The 17,207-nt window shown below is 39.2% G+C and carries 16 protein-coding genes and 1 other RNA gene; 11 read left to right on the forward strand and 6 right to left on the reverse strand.

From position 1 onward, the window contains the following. Window positions 1–2: 2 nt before the first annotated feature. Together folP and ftsH are read right to left on the reverse strand one after the other, a co-directional pair. A complete protein-coding gene (gene folP / locus AC5YGB_RS07850) occupies window positions 3–812 on the reverse strand; it encodes a dihydropteroate synthase (RefSeq protein WP_496137166.1) in 810 nt (269 codons plus the stop codon). 12 nt (window positions 813–824) lie between these two features. After that, window positions 825–2,750, reverse strand: a complete 1,926-nt coding sequence (gene ftsH, locus AC5YGB_RS07855; protein ID WP_496137167.1) for an ATP-dependent zinc metalloprotease FtsH — start codon at window positions 2,748–2,750, stop codon at window positions 825–827. Window positions 2,751–2,923: 173 nt separating this feature from the next. Between ftsH and holA the strand changes: the two genes are divergently transcribed. The 8 genes from holA to AC5YGB_RS07895 all read left to right on the forward strand — a co-directional run bounded on the left by holA (window position 2,924) and on the right by AC5YGB_RS07895 (window position 10,104). Next, window positions 2,924–3,946 (forward strand): DNA polymerase III subunit delta, encoded by a 1,023-nt coding sequence (gene holA / locus AC5YGB_RS07860; RefSeq protein WP_496137168.1) that lies wholly within the window; start codon window positions 2,924–2,926, stop codon window positions 3,944–3,946. Further along, on the forward strand, window positions 3,930–5,189 hold the full coding sequence (locus AC5YGB_RS07865) for a glutamate-5-semialdehyde dehydrogenase (RefSeq protein ID WP_496137169.1): 1,260 nt from the start codon (window positions 3,930–3,932) through the stop codon (window positions 5,187–5,189). Before holA ends, AC5YGB_RS07865 begins: the two co-directional genes overlap by 17 nt. Window positions 5,190–5,201: 12 nt before the next feature. After that, window positions 5,202–6,386 (forward strand): tyrosine--tRNA ligase, encoded by a 1,185-nt coding sequence (tyrS, locus tag AC5YGB_RS07870; protein ID WP_496137170.1) that lies wholly within the window; start codon window positions 5,202–5,204, stop codon window positions 6,384–6,386. Between the two features lie 33 nt (window positions 6,387–6,419). After that, window positions 6,420–6,769: a transfer-messenger RNA gene (gene ssrA / locus AC5YGB_RS07875) on the forward strand. A 116-nt stretch (window positions 6,770–6,885) separates the two neighbouring features. After that, window positions 6,886–7,542, forward strand: coding sequence for an HAD-IA family hydrolase (locus AC5YGB_RS07880; protein WP_496137171.1), 657 nt, complete (start codon window positions 6,886–6,888; stop codon window positions 7,540–7,542). An 11-nt stretch (window positions 7,543–7,553) separates the two neighbouring features. After that, window positions 7,554–8,561: a YeiH family protein gene (locus AC5YGB_RS07885; RefSeq protein ID WP_271772466.1), complete on the forward strand. Its 1,008-nt coding sequence runs from the start codon at window positions 7,554–7,556 to the stop codon at window positions 8,559–8,561. Window positions 8,562–8,572: 11 nt separating this feature from the next. Further along, window positions 8,573–8,794, forward strand: coding sequence for a hypothetical protein (locus AC5YGB_RS07890; RefSeq protein ID WP_020023546.1), 222 nt, complete (start codon window positions 8,573–8,575; stop codon window positions 8,792–8,794). Between the two features lie 41 nt (window positions 8,795–8,835). Beyond that, window positions 8,836–10,104, forward strand: coding sequence for an aminoacetone oxidase family FAD-binding enzyme (locus AC5YGB_RS07895; RefSeq protein ID WP_496137172.1), 1,269 nt, complete (start codon window positions 8,836–8,838; stop codon window positions 10,102–10,104). Here the strand turns inward: AC5YGB_RS07895 and AC5YGB_RS07900 are convergent. The 4 genes from AC5YGB_RS07900 to AC5YGB_RS07915 form a co-directional block, all read right to left on the reverse strand. Next, window positions 10,098–11,297, reverse strand: a complete 1,200-nt coding sequence (locus AC5YGB_RS07900; protein ID WP_496137173.1) for an aminotransferase class I/II-fold pyridoxal phosphate-dependent enzyme — start codon at window positions 11,295–11,297, stop codon at window positions 10,098–10,100. The genes AC5YGB_RS07895 and AC5YGB_RS07900 overlap by 7 nt on opposite strands. Before the next feature lie 180 nt (window positions 11,298–11,477). Continuing rightward, complete coding sequence (locus AC5YGB_RS07905; protein ID WP_496137174.1) at window positions 11,478–13,019, reverse strand: phosphoenolpyruvate carboxykinase; 1,542 nt, start codon at window positions 13,017–13,019, stop codon at window positions 11,478–11,480. Between the two features lie 281 nt (window positions 13,020–13,300). After that, on the reverse strand, window positions 13,301–13,774 hold the full coding sequence (locus AC5YGB_RS07910; protein ID WP_496137175.1) for a DUF4442 domain-containing protein: 474 nt from the start codon (window positions 13,772–13,774) through the stop codon (window positions 13,301–13,303). Window positions 13,775–13,807: 33 nt separating this feature from the next. Continuing rightward, window positions 13,808–14,197: a hypothetical protein gene (locus tag AC5YGB_RS07915; protein ID WP_065353198.1), complete on the reverse strand. Its 390-nt coding sequence runs from the start codon at window positions 14,195–14,197 to the stop codon at window positions 13,808–13,810. Window positions 14,198–14,423: 226 nt separating this feature from the next. Here AC5YGB_RS07915 and AC5YGB_RS07920 point away from each other — a divergent pair, with 226 nt between their 5' ends. From AC5YGB_RS07920 to hisD, 3 genes are read left to right on the forward strand one after another with little or no spacing between them, the layout of a single operon-like run. After that, a complete protein-coding gene (locus AC5YGB_RS07920; RefSeq protein ID WP_020023553.1) occupies window positions 14,424–14,705 on the forward strand; it encodes a UxaA family hydrolase in 282 nt (93 codons plus the stop codon). Then, window positions 14,705–15,874 carry a UxaA family hydrolase gene (locus AC5YGB_RS07925; RefSeq protein ID WP_496137176.1) on the forward strand — a complete coding sequence of 390 codons (1,170 nt, stop codon included), beginning with the start codon at window positions 14,705–14,707 and terminating at the stop codon, window positions 15,872–15,874. Before AC5YGB_RS07920 ends, AC5YGB_RS07925 begins: the two co-directional genes overlap by 1 nt. Before the next feature lie 28 nt (window positions 15,875–15,902). Continuing rightward, window positions 15,903–17,207, forward strand: a complete 1,305-nt coding sequence (gene hisD, locus AC5YGB_RS07930) for a histidinol dehydrogenase (protein ID WP_020028602.1) — start codon at window positions 15,903–15,905, stop codon at window positions 17,205–17,207.

The following is a 17,207-nucleotide window of genomic DNA, read 5'->3' on the forward strand; positions in this document are numbered from 1 at the left end:
AACTACCCCCTAAAATTCTTAATTTGTTGCCAGACTCTGAGTGCATCACTTGTCTCTGCAACATCGTGGACTCTTATAATATCAGCCCCATTTTCGACAGCAATTAATGCTGCTGTCACGCTCCCAATCATTCTTGAGTCAACGTCTTTGTCACCCAAAAGGGTTCCAATCATTGATTTTCTAGAGAGTCCCGCAAGAATGGATACGCCAAATTCATGAAACTCTGAGAGATTCTTTAACAATGCTATATTATGACCTAAGTTCTTTCCAAAGCCAAATCCAGGATCTAATGAGATTGATCTGAGCTCTATACCTGCTAGCTTACAGGCATCAATTCTTTCCTTAAAGAATACTTTTATATCCTTGACTACATCTTCATAAGTAGGATTATTCTGCATCGTTCTTGGACTTCCCTGCATATGCATGAGGCATATATCAGTTTTAAGTTTTGCAGCCATATTCAAGGCACCGTCAGCGCGAAGTGCATTGACATCATTGATAATACTTGCACCTGCTCCAACAGCTCTCTCCATTACCTCAGGCTTAGAGGTATCAATCGAGATTGGGACATTAATTTTTCCTTGTAGAGCTTCGATAACCGGAATGACACGGTTAAGCTCATCTTGGACACTGACAGCTTTTGCACCAGGTCTTGTCGATTCACCACCAATATCAATAATGCCAGCACCTTCCTGGACCATTGATGAAGCCTGATCAATAGCGGAATTAGCATCGAAAAATTTTCCGCCATCAGAAAAGGAGTCGGGTGTTACATTGAGAACACCCATAATGATTGGCTGAGAGACAATCATAGCGAGGATAAATTATGCAAACTGCTCAGTACCACCATCTGCATCAGTTTTAGTGTCTGATGAAGATTTAGAGCTTTTTGAATCTTTACCTCCAGTCCCAAGTTCCGAAGAAACCTCTTCAGAATCAACAACATCTGCTGGCTCCCTCATAGGAACTCTTGCCATTAAATCATCTATTTGACTCGTATCAATCGTTTCAAATTCAACAAGGGCTGCAGCCATTGCGTCCAAAATGTCTCTGTTGTCCTTAATAATCTTATACGCTGTTGAATAGTTCGTATCGATAATCTTACGTATTTCACTATCTACCTTTGTAAATGTTTCATCTGAGATGTGCTTATGCTTTGTAACCTGGCGTCCCAGAAAGACTTCTCCCTCATCTTCACCGTAAGCCATTGGTCCCATTACACTCGACATACCCCAAAGCTTAACCATCTTGTGAGCTATTTCAGTAGCACGTTCAATATCATTACTTGCGCCTGTAGTGACAGCATCCTCACCATACACAACCTCTTCAGCAATTCGCCCACCAAACAAAGAGGCCACCTGCGAATTAAGTTTGCGTTTTGAGATACTATAGCTATCTTTTTCAGGAAGAAACATCGTAACACCAAGTGCCCTTCCTCTCGGAATAATACTGACCTTGTAAACAGGGTCATGCTCTGGCATTAAACGACCCACAATAGCGTGGCCAGCCTCATGGTATGCTGTCATTTCTTTTTCAGAGGCATCCATTACCATGCCTTTTCGCTCAGCGCCCATCATAATTTTATCTTTAGCCTTTTCAAATTCTCTCATACCAACAAGCTTTTTACTGAATCGAGCAGCAATAAGTGCTGCTTCATTCGCTAGATTAGCAAGGTCTGCACCAGAAAAACCAGGTGTTCCTCTAGCAATATCCATCGACTTGACATTTTTTGCAATAGGCAGTTTTCTCATGTGTACTTTCAAGATGGCATCGCGTCCATTAATGTCAGGAAGCCCAACAGTCACCGTTCTATCAAATCTACCAGGTCTTAAAAGTGCAGGATCAAGAACGTCAGGTCGGTTAGTTGCAGCAACCACAATGATGCCTTCTGAACCCTCAAATCCATCCATTTCAACTAGCATTTGATTAAGTGTCTGCTCACGTTCATCATGACCACCGCCCATTCCAGCGCCGCGCTGACGACCTACAGCATCAATCTCATCAATAAATATAATGCAAGGAGCATTTTTCTTAGCTTGATCAAACATATCTCTTACTCGAGAAGCACCAACACCTACAAACATTTCTACAAAATCTGATCCAGAAATGAAAAAGAATGGGACATCTGCCTCACCGGCAACTGCTTTTGCCAAAAGTGTTTTACCTGTACCTGGAGGACCGACCATAAGAACGCCCTTAGGAATCTTACCACCCACTTTAGTGAACTTACTAGGGTCCGATAGAAAGTCGACGAGCTCTCCAACCTCTTCTTTAGCTTCATCTACACCAGCAACATCATCAAAAGTGACATGAGACTCATCCTTTGTGATTAAACGCGCTTTTGATTTACCAAATGACATTGGGTTTTTACCGCCCATTGATCCTCCAGCACCTCTCATCGTATACATGATGACTCCAATAAGAAGCAGTATAGGTGCCAAGGAAATAATTAGCTGTTTTACAAAGCTTTCTTTGGCAGGAGGCGTCGCCTCAACTGAAACGCCGTTATTTAATAAGTCACCCATCAGCCCAAGATCGCCAGGGCTATAGGTTTCAAACCTTTCACCAAGAGCGGTTACTCCGCTAATATTACTACCTGCAATCTTAACGCTTGAGACGCTTCCTTGCTTAACACTTTGAATGAATTGAGAGTAACTAATCTCATTCTTTTCATCAGCTACATTAAATTGCCCAAAAAGCGATGCAAGCACACTTCCAAGGACCAACCATAGTAAAATATTCTTATACATAAACTTAAATTTATCCTAAATTAGAAAGGTAAATATACCCTATTGTTTTTTATATATAGTGTTTGATGGCATTTTTCAAGGTTTAATCAATATTTTTTATAACTATGACATAATGAATGAGGGCATACTTAATTTACTTCTGTATAAGAAGCCAGAGTAACTATAGATACTAAATGAATATTAAACCTGAACAGCTTCAAAATAATCTTTCAAATCAACTCGCTTCAATTTATTTCGTATTTGGAGCAGAAATACTCCTCGTTGAGCAGTCTTTATCTTTAATCAAGGATTCAGCAAAGACAAATGGATACAGTGAGCAATTTAGGTTTGACATTGATGGCAACTTTTCTTGGGATTCAATATTTAGTCTAATTTCAAGTCCATCTTTGTTTGCTGAAAAAAGGATTATTGAGTGCCGCCTAACAACTGGAAAAATTGGAGTGAAAGGGTCTAAAGCACTCACAGAGCTTGCTGAAAGTTTGCCAGATGATATTTTGATATTAATTTCCTCTGGAAAATTAGATATGGCTCAGCAAAAAAGTAAATGGTTTAAGTCACTTGATAGGAATGGAATTGTCATACAGCATTGGGAAGTTCAAAGCAATCAACTTGTGGGCTGGATTTCAACTAACATGTCGCAACTCGGTTTAAATTCCAATCATGATGTTGCCAACGCTATAGCTTACTGCACTGAAGGAAATCTTTTGGCCACTATGCAGGAGATCCAAAAACTTAAAATTGCCTACCCTGATGGCAATATCAAACTTCAGGAATACTTGAATCAGATTGATCAGCAATCTCAGTATTCAGTTTTTGGAATGATCGACTCAGCCCTTCAAGGTGACAGCGAAAAAGTAAACAAAATTTTTAAATCACTTGTCGAAGATGCGACCCCACCCGTCATTCTGATCTCATCGCTCTACCGAGAAATTAAAAACCTAGTGACGATGGCTATTGAACTCAAAACCAACCAGACCATTGAAAGTGTTCTTAGTAATCACAGGGTCTGGCAAAAAAGAAAGCCTTTAATATCGAATGCGCTCAAAAAGCATAGCTACCAGTCGCTTCAAAAACTCCTCCTAACCCTGGGTCGTATTGACCGCTCTCTCAAAGGTATGGATAATCTAAACGTTTATGACGAACTACAAGGCGTAGTTACTTCTTTATCAGGAAAAAGCAATGGGCTCAATAGCTGAATTAATTAAAATAATTGGCCAGAAGGCTAGGTTAGCCTCTGAAACTTTAAGAATTGCCAGCACTGATCAAAAGAATAATGCATTAATCAGTATTGCTAGTCAAATTCAACAGAACAAACAATTTATCTTAGATGCCAATGACTTAGACTTAAAAGCTGCTAGAGAAAATAGTATTGATGATGCGCTTTTAGATCGACTAATGCTTAATGATGAGAGACTAGATAGCGTCGTTGAAGGACTTCATCAAATCTCAACCTTGGTTGATCCGATAGGACAAATCTCTGACTTTAAGGAAAGACCAAGTGGCATCAAAATTGGAAAAATGATGGTTCCTTTGGGCGTCATAGGGATGATTTATGAGTCTCGTCCAAACGTTACAGTAGACGCTGCAGGACTGTGCATTAAATCTGGCAATGCCATCATACTCAGAGGTGGCTCTGAGGCTATCAACTCAAACATAGCCTTTTATTCTTGCATCGAGAGAGGCCTCGAAGAGGCAGGACTTGATCCAAACTCAGTGCAACTGATTAAGGTTACTGATCGCGAAGCAGTCATTGAACTCGTTAGTGCAAGTGATTATGTCGATGCAATTATTCCAAGAGGCGGCAAAGGTCTCATCAAAAATATTAGTATGAATGCCAGAGTGCCAGTTATCAAACATCTGGATGGAGTCTGTCATACCTATTTAGACAAAGATGCAGACCCTCAAAAAGGGGTTAATATTGCCTTCAATGGCAAGACTAGAAGATACGGAGTTTGTAACGCAACTGAAACCCTTCTCGTTCATAAAGATTTTGACTCCAAAGCCCTATCAAAATTAATCGAGCTTTTCATTAAAAAAGAAGTTGAAATTAGGGGTTGTGAAAAATCTCAGATGCTATCAAAGGTTATTAAAAAAGCAACTCAGGATGACTGGAGTGAAGAGTACTTAGCGCCAATTCTTTCGATGAAGATTGTTGATTCAGTCGATGAGGCCATATCTCACATTAATACATATGGATCTGCCCATACCGATGCAATTGTGACTGAGAATAATGTCAATTCAAAAAAATTCCTATCCGAAGTTGACTCATCCTCTGTTATGGTTAACGCTTCTACAGGTTTTGCAGATGGATTTGAGTATGGTTTTGGCGCTGAAATTGGAATCAGTACAGGTAAATTCCATGTCAGAGGTCCAGTAGGACTAGAGGGACTTACATCACAAAAATACATCGTCATGGGTGACGGACAAATAAGACCATAGAGAGCATTTAAAATGACAATAGACGAAACACTAGCAATTATTCAAAGAGGAGCAGATGAAATACTACCTCTTGAAGAGCTCAAGAAGAAACTTGAAAAAAACAAACCCTTAAGAGTCAAGCTGGGAATGGATCCAACTGCACCAGACTTACATCTTGGGCATACTGTCGTCATCAATAAAATGAAGCAGCTTCAAGATCTGGGTCACGAAATTATTTTCTTGATTGGTGACTTTACAGGCATGATAGGAGATCCTACTGGAAAAAATGTAACCCGAAAACCGCTCACAAAAGCAGACGTCCTTGAAAATGCCAAAAGCTATGAAGATCAAGTCTTTAAGATCTTGGATAAGGATAAAACTAGGATTGCCTTTAACTCTGAGTGGATGGGCAAAATGAGCTCTTCTGAAATGATCTCACTGGCATCAAAACAAACCGTTGCAAGAATGCTTGAGCGCGATGACTTTTCCAAACGCTACAAAGGTGGCCAAGCAATATCGATTCATGAATTTTTATATCCTCTCGTGCAGGGTTATGACTCTGTTGCACTGAGAGCCGATATCGAGCTAGGTGGGTCTGATCAAAAATTTAATCTTTTGGTTGGCAGGGAGCTTCAAAAGCAGGCCGATATGGAGCCTCAAGTCATCCTGACAATGCCAATTTTAGAAGGCCTTGATGGCGTTCAGAAAATGAGCAAGTCACTCGGCAACTATATTGGTATTGATGAAGATCCTGATAGTATGTTTGGCAAAATCATGTCGATTTCAGATGACCTTATGTGGCGCTATCTTGAACTGTTAAGCTTTGAATCACTTGAAACCATTGAATCCTGGAAAAAAGAAGTTGCAGGTGGTGAGAACCCAAGAAACATTAAGTTTCGATTAGCGGAAGAGATAGTTACGCGATTCCATGACAAAGATCAAGCACTCAAAGCGCAGCAAAACTTTATAGATAGGTTCGCAAAAAATCAAATTCCAGATGAAATGGATGAATTCTCTTTTTCTAAGGGAATTAAGGTGGCAAACCTTCTCAAAGACTCTAATCTTGTTAGTTCAACCTCAGAGGCATTTCGAATGATTAAGCAGGGCGCCGTAAAAATTGATGGTGAAAAGCTTACTGATAAAGACTTAGCGCCTGACGAAGGAACGCTCGTATTTCAAGTAGGCAAAAGAAAATTTGCTAGAGTGACAATTAGCTAAATTCAATTAATCAAGCGTATAATGAATGCATCTGGGGATGACATGGCTTCGACGAGGAGTTGGATTTCAAGGATGCATGTCGAGGACAAAGATTGCTCGTAAAAACGTTCTTTAAATAATAGTTGCAAACGAAGACAACTACGCTTTAGCAGCATAATGCTAACCGTTACTTAGGAGTTGTCTGTACTTTTAGGATAACGGTCGCTAACAGACTCGCCACTATTATTATTTTAGGATAATAGGGTTAAAACCTAAACTAAAATCGCTTTCTACATCCCTGTTGGTCGGGTGGTAAAAAGTTAACTCAATAGACCTTTACTAAGCATGTAGACTTCTTGACTGAAGGTTTTCGGACGGGGGTTCAATTCCCCCCATCTCCACCATTTATGTCTTGCGATAATAAGCATTTTTAATTAAAATGCTGCACTTTTGTGTATCTAAAAAGTAGATACGTGAATACTTCAGTATAGAACTATTACAACTCTTTAAGGGCAAAACAATGAATTACAAAGCAATCCTATTTGGATCAATTGGAACACTTATTGAAACTTCAGAGCTTCAACGAAGTGCATTCAATCAAGCGTTTTCTGAAAATGGACTTGATTGGAATTGGAGTCCAGCACAATATCAAGATTTACTAAAAAAATCTGGAGGTCGTCAGAGAATTGAAGACTTTGCGGCTCATCAAGGCATTGAAGTGGATGCAAAAAAACTTCATGATGAAAAAACAAAAATCTTTGATGACCTTATGGTTAGTGGAGATGTCTTGCTTCGACCTGGCGTAGCCAGCCTTATAGACCAAGCGCTTGATAATGGGATAAAGCTAGCATTTGTGACTAGTACCTCCAAAGACAATGTAGATGCCGTCTTTCAAGCACTTAAGAATCAATTAAATAGAAGTGTTTTCAGCTTCATAGGCAATGACAGAATGGTTTCAAATACAAAACCAAAGCCTGATATCTATCTAAAAGCACTTTCAGAGCTTAATTTAGAAGCAGAGAATTGTGTTGCTATTGAGGACACTGAAGTTAGTATGCACTCAGCATTAGCAGCCTCAATTAAGTGTATTGGCTTTCCGGGAGCGTTTGCGAAGGATAATGATTTCAGCAGTGCTATACTTGTGACAGATAAACTAATTTTTAATGATCTGACATAGCGTCTGATAATATGAAATCACCATTACTCAACATGCAGAACCGACTTAATATTCTTTCGCCGGGGCTAATTGTTGTTGGAACCATTGCGGCCGCAGCTGGCTTTTTGAGTCTTCATTACAAAGCACCAGTGATGTTGTTTGCTCTTCTCATTGGAATAGCGTTTAACTTTCTCTCAAGTGATGAACGTTGTGCACCAGGTATTGAATTTTCAAGTAAAAAGATTTTGCGTTTTGGTGTTGCATTATTAGGCTTTAGAGTTACACTTGATCAAATTTTAGGGCTTGGAACAAACGCTCTTTTGTTTGTTCCTATTCTAGTTCTCTCATCAATTGGCGTCAGCTGGCTTATTGCAAGATTAATGGGGAGACGACATCTGTTTGCACTTTTAACTGCCTGCGCTGTTGCAATTTGTGGTGCTGCTGCTGCACTCGCTGTCGCCTCAGTCTTTCCAAACTGGAAAGACAGGCATCGTGATACATTGTTTGTTGTTGTCTGTGTGACCTCTTTATCAACAATCGCAATGATTGTCTATCCCATCCTTTTTTCAATGGCTGAGTTTAGTGAGGTTGAAATTGGAATTCTAATCGGCTCAACGATTCATGACGTTGCTCAAGTTGTTGGCGCTGGTTATGCAGTTTCCAATGAGACAGGGGATATAGCCACATTTATTAAACTACTTCGGATCTCAATGCTACCTATCATTGTGATTGTGATAGCTATTTTATTGAAAAGAGGCGATGCAACCAGCAATATCAGCCCTAAAGCCTTCCCTTGGTTTGCACTTGCATTTGCTATGTGCTTAGTAATCAATAGCAGTGGCTTTATACCCTCAATTCTCTCTGAATTCCTTGCTGGTGTTTCACAGTGGTCCTTAGTATTCGCGATTGCAGGTCTCGGGGTAACAACTTCCCTAAAATCAATGATGGAATTGGGTGGTAAATCAATCGCACTGCTAGTTCTGCAAACACTTGCTCTTTTGGCTATTGCAGTTCTGGCTGTCTCAACTGAATTAATCTAGAAGGCGTTATTATGAAAAGTAAAGTTTTTGAATGGTTCGGAGTGATTACAGCAATCTTGTATTCGATGATGGTGGCGTTGAATGTTGGTGTTGAATTTGCTGGCTTTCTTCTACTTCTTATATCAGCCATCTCCATAGGCTATTGGGCATATCTAGGTCAACATAAAGGAATTCTCTTTCTTCAATTCTTTTATGCGACAGCAGGAATTATAGGTATGGTAAGGTGGTACTGAATTAATCACATCCGGGATCATCAAATTAATATTCAATTACAATGAGCCCAACAAAAAAGAAAACCATCGCAATCATTGGAGGCGGCGCAAGTGGTATTTTTGCCTCGATTCGCTGCGCTGAAGTTGCCAAAGAAAAAAATATTGATGTAAATATTTGCGTCTTTGAAGCAACAACAAGTTTTTTAAGAAAGGTTAGAATTTCTGGCGGTGGTCGCTGCAATGTGACTCATCATCTTTTTGATATTAATGATTTCAGCCTAAAATACCCGCGTGGACAGAAAGAACTCCTCTCTCCCTTACAAAAATTTCATGCATCCAATACCATCGAGTGGTTTGAAAATCGTGGAGTTGCCCTTAAACATGAAAGTGATGGCCGCATGTTTCCAATAACAAATAACTCAGAAACCATTATTAACTGCTTTCTCAAAGAAACTCATAAACACAAAGTTAAATTAAAAAATAAAACGAATGTTACTTCTATAAATAAACTTCAGAATGGAAAAATAGCTTTATCTATCAATAAGGATGAGTCATTCATAGCTGATTCAGTTTTAATTGCTACTGGTAGCAAGCCATTAGGATACGATCTTGCAAAATCTCTTGGCCACTCAATAACAGAAATTGCTCCATCTCTTTTCACATTCAAAATTGCCGATCCCGTCTTAGAAAACTTATCCGGCACCTCTTTTACTAATGCAACACTAACCCTTAACATTGAAAACGCAAAGCCCTTTGCTGAAACTGGCGCTCTGCTAATCACCCACTGGGGCTTGAGTGGTCCTGCCCTCTTAAAGCTATCAGCCTGGGCTGCACGTGAAATGATGCATGCTGACTACAAAGCTAAAATTATTGTGAATTGGCTAAGCATTGAAAATTTGAGTGATGCTGAAAACCTTCTAAAAGATATTAAAAATAGCAACACTAAAACCTCAATTGGTAATGCCTATCCAAAAGCCCTGACCAAAAGATTTTGGCTGCAGCTTCTTGTTAAATGCTCAATTTCAAAAGAAAAAAATTGGTCTGAAATTAGCAAAAATGAATTAAAACAAATTATAGAAAATTTGATTCACTGTGAACTCAGTATTCTTGGAAAAAGTCGATTCAAAGAAGAGTTTGTCGAATGCGGCGGAGTCGACCTCAAAGAAATTAATCTAAAAACGATGGAAAGCAAAATTTGCTCGGGATTATTTTTTTCTGGTGAAGTTATGGATATTGATGGTATCACTGGAGGATTCAACTTTCAAAGCGCATGGACCTCTGGATGGATTGCTGGAGGCAATATGGCTCTTCAAGAAAGCGGTAACTACTGATCAAGAAGCTGACCCGCGCATTCAATAATAACCTCTGACAAATGAGAACAGTCACCAAGAGTAAACGTTAACGGCAACCTTAAGTCAAATAAACAAGACAAGATTTCATCTGATTTTTTGAGCTCTTGGGAGCTCACATATTTCCAGCTCTTATGATTACTTGTAAACCCATTTGGGTCATCATTTCCAAACCATTTAAGCTCAACACCTAGTCTCTTATTACTCTCAATAAACGTTTTGGCTTCAGAGTTTGAAATTCCTGGAATTCTAAACTGGATTGAGCTTCCAACGTATCTCTCTTCTTTAAAGCGAACTGGAACCTCAATTCCTCTGACTTGTCTTAACTTACTCTCAACTAACTGGTAGCGCTCATTCCAACGCTCAACATTATTATCTAGATTACCCAGTTGCGGCCTAAGAATGGAGGCCCTGAGATTGTCCATTCGCCCTGAATAGTTTGGGGTTTCAAGCCTAATATTTTCAAATACCTCTGCCTTTGGAGAGGCCCCATGCCTTTCATAAAGCATATAGGACCCAGAATATATTATTGCACGGGCCATAAACTCCTCATCATTTGATGTCAAGAGTCCGCCCTCACCAGAATTCAAATGCTTATAGGTTTGAGTACTAAAGCAACCAGCAAGCCCAAAATTACCGCTCTTTTGTTTACCCCATTGGGCACCCATAGTATGAGCACAATCCTCAATAAGTATTAAATTATTTTCATTGACAATTTTCATTAACTGATCCATATCAACGAGGTGACCACGCATATGAGAAATCAGTAAAAAACGTGCACCACTTGAATTGGCTTTCTTAGATAAATCATCTAGATCTAAGACAAGGTCTTTTGTAATCTCTATGAAAATTGATTTTCCGCCCGCATTAGAAATTGAGCCAGGAACAGGCGCAAGAGTAAAGGTATTTGTGAGAACACTCTCCCCAGGCTGAAGGCCCGCAGCTCTAAGGGCAACACTCATAGCATAACCACCTGACGCACACGCTAAACAGTATTTTGATCCCTGATAATTAGCATATTCTTGCTCCAAAAGGGAAACCTCTGAAAGCTCATCTTCAACGGTATTATATCGATGAAGTCTGCCAGACTTAAGGACCTCAACTGCAGCATCAATGGCCTCTTGGCTAATTGACTCTTGCTGTGTGAAAGGACGTGAAAACGCTTTGATTGCCATTATGACTTCGAATATTAAATGATTTAAGTCATGAAATAATATAGAAAATCTTTGGCTCAAAGGTATTATTTACATGAAAAAGTAAAGAAAGAATCTTTATAATTCGTTTTATGAAAAACATCCCGCCAGTCGTCATTGCTGCCATTATCATCGCAGTTTTAGTTTTACTTATACAGAATTTTATTTACTAACTACTATAGGTCCTGCAGCAATAATTGACTCATCGACATTAAACTGTTTAAAGTTTTCAGAAAACAATTTTGCAAGTTTTGATGACTCATTATCATAGTCCAACTTATTCTCCCAGGTATCACGCGGGTTGAGATAAGTATCGTCTACTCCTGGTATTGACAACGGAATATCCAGATTTAAATCATCAAGATGCCTGACCTTTGAATTTAGTAAATCACCGCTCTGACATGCTGAGACTATTGCCCGAGTGACCGGGATTGGGAATCTCGATCCAGATCCTCCAGGAGCACCAGAGCCCCCAGTCCAACCAGTATTCACCAGGTAAACCTGGGTATCAAACTCTGCAAGTCGTTTAATAAGCAGATTGGCATAGCTTCCTGGCGATCTTGGCATAAACGGCGCTCCAAAGCATGACGAGAAGGCTGGGTTTATGCCAGCTTCAGCGCCTAGCTCTGTTGAGCCTACTCGCGCAGTGTACCCTGAAAGAAAATGATAAGCTGCCGCCTCTTTACTCAGAATTGAGACAGGTGGAAGTACTCCAGATACATCACAGGTTAAGAAAATAACAACCCTTGGTTCGCCTGCTGAGTTTTCTTTAACACGTTTTTTAACATGCTCTAATGGATACGAACACCGACCATTCTCAGAAATAGTCGTATCGTCATAATCAGTTAGACCATTGTGATCAACTTTTACATTTTCAACAATGGCGCCATGATGGATAGCATCCCAAATAATAGGTTCATTTTTTTGGGAAAGGTTAATGGTTTTTGCATAACAACCTCCCTCGATGTTAAACACTGAACCTTTGGACCAGCCATGCTCATCGTCTCCAATCAAATAACGCTCAGGGTCAGCTGATAGGGTCGTCTTTCCAGTTCCTGATAGACCAAAAAATAAAGCTGTATCTCCATTTTCCCCAACGTTTGCAGAGCAATGCATAGGTAAAACGTCTTTTTCAGGAAGTAAAAAGTTTTGTACTGAAAACATTGCTTTTTTCATCTCACCTGCGTATCTCATTCCAGCAAGTAAGACCTTCTTTTGAGCAAAATTAATAATAACAACGCCATCAGAATTTGTGCCGTCTGATTGAGGATCACAGGCATAGGATGCAACATTCAGAATAGTCCATAGCTCTTTACCCTTTGGGTTAAAGGTATCAGGCTTTATAAACATATTTCGTCCAAACAAGCCCTGCCAAGCAGTCTCCGTATTGACCTCAACTGGAAGGTAATGTTCAGAGTGGGCGCCTACATGGAGGTGTGATCTGAAGGAGTCATTTTTGGACAAATAATTCTCAACTTTAGTCCACAAGGCGTTGAAATTTTCTTCAGAAAAAGGTCTATTGACCTCACCCCATTCAATAAATTCTGATGTCGAAGGCTCATCAACAATGAAACGATCGTTTGGGCTTCTGCCAGATCGGCTTCCAGTCTCAACTAATAAAGCGCCCGTATTTGTGAGGGAACCCTCACTTCGATTCAATGACTCACTAATAAGCTCCGTGGGAGCTAAATCAATATAAACCATTAACTTTACCCTAAAGTTTCAAAAGTGAATTATCACAGATAAACCCTATCAAAAATAAGGATTTTATAAATTTTTTATATTGTGAATCTAGACTACATGCACTCCCACAACATGGGCGATGAAAATAACAAAAATTTCATTAGATTTGGCTGAATAATTAGAAAAAATAATACACAAAGAATGGTGATTATGAGCCCAAGTTTAAATTGAGATAACTCAAGCATCGCTGGCTTGATATTAGCATTTTGAGAGTCATTATTGATAGGATTTTGATGCATACTTTAAGTTTTGTCTTTCAAGGAAAGTGTAAGCTCAAACCTTGCAACTACATCAGAGGAGATAGATGGCACTATAGCTTCAATACTCAATGTATAGTTATGCCTTTCAGTGGAATGCGCAACTTGATTAACCAACTCTTTTATTGCCAGTCCATCTTTACATATGAAATGAACATCACCCTCAGGCCTTTTAAGAAAGTCGGCCTTAAAGTCTTTAAAGATTAAAGTAATATTACGCCCACTCTCTTGGATTGGATCCATAGCAAGAAACCCGCCAGTAATGTCTGCACCAACTGCCAGGACGCCAAAGTACATGCTTCCTAAATGATTTTTTGTTCTTCTTTTAAGAGGTATTCTAATTTCAATCTTTTCGTCATTATGCTCAATGACCCTTGGGCGACAATACCAAATCATGGGGACCTTAGTCAAACCAAATAACCTAACAAGTCGATTTGTTTTTACTGCTCTTGAAATCATAATTTCAAATATAAAAGGGTTAATACTTGTTGACTATACAGAATAATCATCTACAACAGCGCATTCTGCACTTAGCATTGTTGCTGTAAGTTTGTTTATACCCCCTGATGGCCGCCTAAAAACATCGGCAAAATAAAAACTGCCATACGAATATTCAAAATTTTCTCCATAAAACTCTTCTCCATTAGATGCAAATTCGAGCACCTTGAGCTCAAGACCACTAAAGTAATTTGCCTCTTGTCCAAACTCTATTAAATCACTTTTGATAATTCTAAATTTAAATTTTTGGGGAATATAATTAATCAGCTTACCCTCTTTTATTTCAACTGCCTGAGTCATCTCACAGTAATAGAGATCTCCCACTTCAGATAAAACTGATAAAGGAGCCCAGCTCAATAAAATAATTAAGAAAAATTTTTTCATTTTTAACCTCTATTGATTAAATTATTATTTTAAAAATCTAATTCTATTGCCTTGAATTTTATGCCGAGATATTTCAGAATAAAACTAAATTTTATATCGATAATTTACAATTTTTTTCAATATCTCAGTAAAAAAAAATTCATATATATGATATAATATACTTCTCATTAAATTTTATTGCAAAATTTAATCACAGATTTTTTTAATTATTTAGAAAGGAGTAGGCATGATTCAATTTATAGTTCATGACGAAGACGATTCCGTCGGCGTTGTTACAGTTGAAGGTCTAAAAGCAAATGACACTATAACGGGATGGATAATGGATCAGGATGTCTTAATAGACATTAAGATCAATCAAGATATTCCTATTGGTCATAAACTTGCGATTAAAGACCTTAATGAAGATGATACAGTCATCAAATATGGTGTAGATATTGGCAGAACAATTGCAAAAATTGCAGTTGGTGACCATCTACATGTTCATAACGTTAAAACAAAGAGGTGGTAATGATAAATTTAGATCAAAAAATCTACGGCTATAGACGCGACAATAATAGAGTTGGAATACGCAACTATGTAGTAATCCTCCCTGTTGACGATATTTCAAATGCTGCTTGTGAAGCTGTTAGTAATAATATTAAAGGGACGATTGCACTGCCTCATCCATATGGTAGGCTGCAATTTGGTGAGGATTTAGACCTCCATTTCAGAACCATGATTGGAACAGGTGCTAACCCAAATGTTGCTGCAGTTGTTGTCATAGGAATTGAGCCAGGTTGGACTCAAAAAATTGTTGATGGTATTGCTGCCACTGGTAAGCCAGTTCAAGGCTTCTCTATTGAAAAGAAAGGTGATATCCAAACAATTGCTGATGCTTCTAAAGCTGCGTATGACATGGTTCATTACGCTTCAGGACTTCAAAGAGAGCCGTGTGATATCAGTGAAATCTGGGTCTCAACGAAATGTGGCGAATCTGATACAACCTCAGGCTTTGGAGCAAACCCAACAGTTGGAAATGCATTTGACAAGCTTTATGAAAAACAAAGCACCCTGCTTTTTGGTGAAACATCAGAGATTACAGGTGGTGAACATTTAGTTAAAGCAAGATGTGCAAATGATGCTGTTGCCGATCAATTTATGTTTATGTTTAATCGCTATCAAGACATGATTGAGCGTTTTAAAACAGATGACTTGTCAGACTCACAGCCTACTAAAGGTAATATTGAAGGGGGCCTAACAACAATTGAAGAAAAGGCACTTGGAAATATTCAAAAAATTGGTAAAAAATGTATCGTTGATGGTGTTTTAGATAAAGCTGAAATGCCTACCAGTAAAGGCTTGTGGTTTATGGATTCTTCTTCTGCGGCTGCAGAGATGGTCACCCTATGTGCAGCCTCTGGCTATGTCGCTCATTTATTCCCTACTGGTCAAGGAAACATTATTGGTAACCCAATCTTGCCTGTTATTAAGGTTTGTGCAAATCCAAGGACAGTAAGAACAATGTCAGAGCATGTGGATGTTGATGTAACTGCTTTGTTAAAGCGAGATATTAATATGGATCAAGCTGGTGATATGCTGCTTGAATCTCTTATCCATACTTCAAATGGAAGAATGACTGCAGCAGAAATCCTGGGTCATCAAGAGTTTGTATTAACGCGCCTGTACGAAAGCGCATAAATTAAATTTAATTGGATTAAAAAATTATATGAAATACTTAAAGAAAGCTGATAAGTCTGCAGAATCAAATGTACTCGAAGCACAAAAGGTTGTCCATGATATGCTCGCTAACATTGATAAAAATGGTGAGCAAGCTGTCAGAGATTATGCTGAAAAATTAGATTCCTGGACAGGTGATATTTTACTATCTGCTGCTGAAATTGACGAAATTACAGCTGACGTTCCACAAGACGTCAAGGATGATATTGATTTTGCTTGTCAGCAGGTTTACACGTTTGCAAAAGCTCAGCGTGACTCAATAGAAGAGTTCCATACTAAAAATAACGGCGTTGAAGCTGGCCAAAGATTACTTCCAGTTAACGTAGCGGGCTGCTATGTTCCAACTGGAAGGTATGCCCATATTGCATCTGCGTATATGAGTATTGCCACTGCAAAGGCTGCCGGAGTTCCTTGCATTATTGCTTGCTCTACGCCATACAAAGGCAAGAGTATTCATCCATATGTCCTCTATGCAATGAAAACTGCTGGAGCAGATCATGTGATGACGCTTGGCGGTGTTCAGGCGATTGCAAGTATGGCTTATGGTCTATTTACTGGGAAGAAAGCAGATATTATTGTTGGGCCTGGAAACAAGTTTGTAGCAGAAGCGAAGAGAACTTTATTTGGTGAAGTTGGAATCGATGTTTTTGCAGGACCATCAGAAGTCGCAGTCATTGCAGATGAAGATGCTGATGCAGATGTTGTTGCTATTGATCTAGTTGGTCAGATGGAGCATGGTCATGAGTCTCCTGGTTGGCTATTCACTACCTCAGAGGCTCTTGCTGAAAAAGTAATGGATCTGATACCAGAGTATATTGAAAAACTACCTCCAACAGCTCAAGATGCAGCGTTCTGTGCTTGGAGAGATTATGGAGAAGTGATTGTTTGTGACTCTGATGAAGAAGTAGTTAAAATTTCTGATGAGTATGCTGCAGAACATCTTGAAGTTCAATGCAAGGACCTTGACTGGTGGCTTGAAAACTTGACTTGCTACGGCTCATTATTCCTTGGAGAAGAGACTACAGTTACATTTGGTGATAAAGCTTCAGGTCCAAACCACATTCTTCCAACGAAGGCAGCAGGTCGATACTCAGGTGGGCTCTCAGCACACAAATTCTTGAAGGTATTAACATGGCAGCGTATGGATCGTGAATCAACCCGTCAGGTTGCACAGGCATCTTCGAGAATTTCCAGACTGGAAGGGATGGAGGGTCATGCAAGAGCCTCTGATGTCAGACTCAGTAAATACTTCCCTGAAGAGACTTTTGATCTTGGCGCTCCAGTATTAGAGTAA

The sequence above is a fragment of the Candidatus Pseudothioglobus sp. uisw_142 genome (assembly GCF_059512465.1).

Coding starts and splice junctions, on each gene's coding strand:
- folP (WP_496137166.1), bottom strand. CDS start 812: ATGATTGTCTCTCAGCCAATCATTATGGGTGTTCTCAATGTAACACCC.
- ftsH (WP_496137167.1), bottom strand. CDS start 2,750: ATGTATAAGAATATTTTACTATGGTTGGTCCTTGGAAGTGTGCTTGCA.
- holA (WP_496137168.1), top strand. CDS start 2,924: ATGAATATTAAACCTGAACAGCTTCAAAATAATCTTTCAAATCAACTC.
- AC5YGB_RS07865 (WP_496137169.1), top strand. CDS start 3,930: ATGGGCTCAATAGCTGAATTAATTAAAATAATTGGCCAGAAGGCTAGG.
- tyrS (WP_496137170.1), top strand. CDS start 5,202: ATGACAATAGACGAAACACTAGCAATTATTCAAAGAGGAGCAGATGAA.
- AC5YGB_RS07880 (WP_496137171.1), top strand. CDS start 6,886: ATGAATTACAAAGCAATCCTATTTGGATCAATTGGAACACTTATTGAA.
- AC5YGB_RS07885 (WP_271772466.1), top strand. CDS start 7,554: ATGAAATCACCATTACTCAACATGCAGAACCGACTTAATATTCTTTCG.
- AC5YGB_RS07890 (WP_020023546.1), top strand. CDS start 8,573: ATGAAAAGTAAAGTTTTTGAATGGTTCGGAGTGATTACAGCAATCTTG.
- AC5YGB_RS07895 (WP_496137172.1), top strand. CDS start 8,836: ATGAGCCCAACAAAAAAGAAAACCATCGCAATCATTGGAGGCGGCGCA.
- AC5YGB_RS07900 (WP_496137173.1), bottom strand. CDS start 11,297: ATGGCAATCAAAGCGTTTTCACGTCCTTTCACACAGCAAGAGTCAATT.
- AC5YGB_RS07905 (WP_496137174.1), bottom strand. CDS start 13,019: ATGGTTTATATTGATTTAGCTCCCACGGAGCTTATTAGTGAGTCATTG.
- AC5YGB_RS07910 (WP_496137175.1), bottom strand. CDS start 13,774: ATGATTTCAAGAGCAGTAAAAACAAATCGACTTGTTAGGTTATTTGGT.
- AC5YGB_RS07915 (WP_065353198.1), bottom strand. CDS start 14,197: ATGAAAAAATTTTTCTTAATTATTTTATTGAGCTGGGCTCCTTTATCA.
- AC5YGB_RS07920 (WP_020023553.1), top strand. CDS start 14,424: ATGATTCAATTTATAGTTCATGACGAAGACGATTCCGTCGGCGTTGTT.
- AC5YGB_RS07925 (WP_496137176.1), top strand. CDS start 14,705: ATGATAAATTTAGATCAAAAAATCTACGGCTATAGACGCGACAATAAT.
- hisD (WP_020028602.1), top strand. CDS start 15,903: ATGAAATACTTAAAGAAAGCTGATAAGTCTGCAGAATCAAATGTACTC.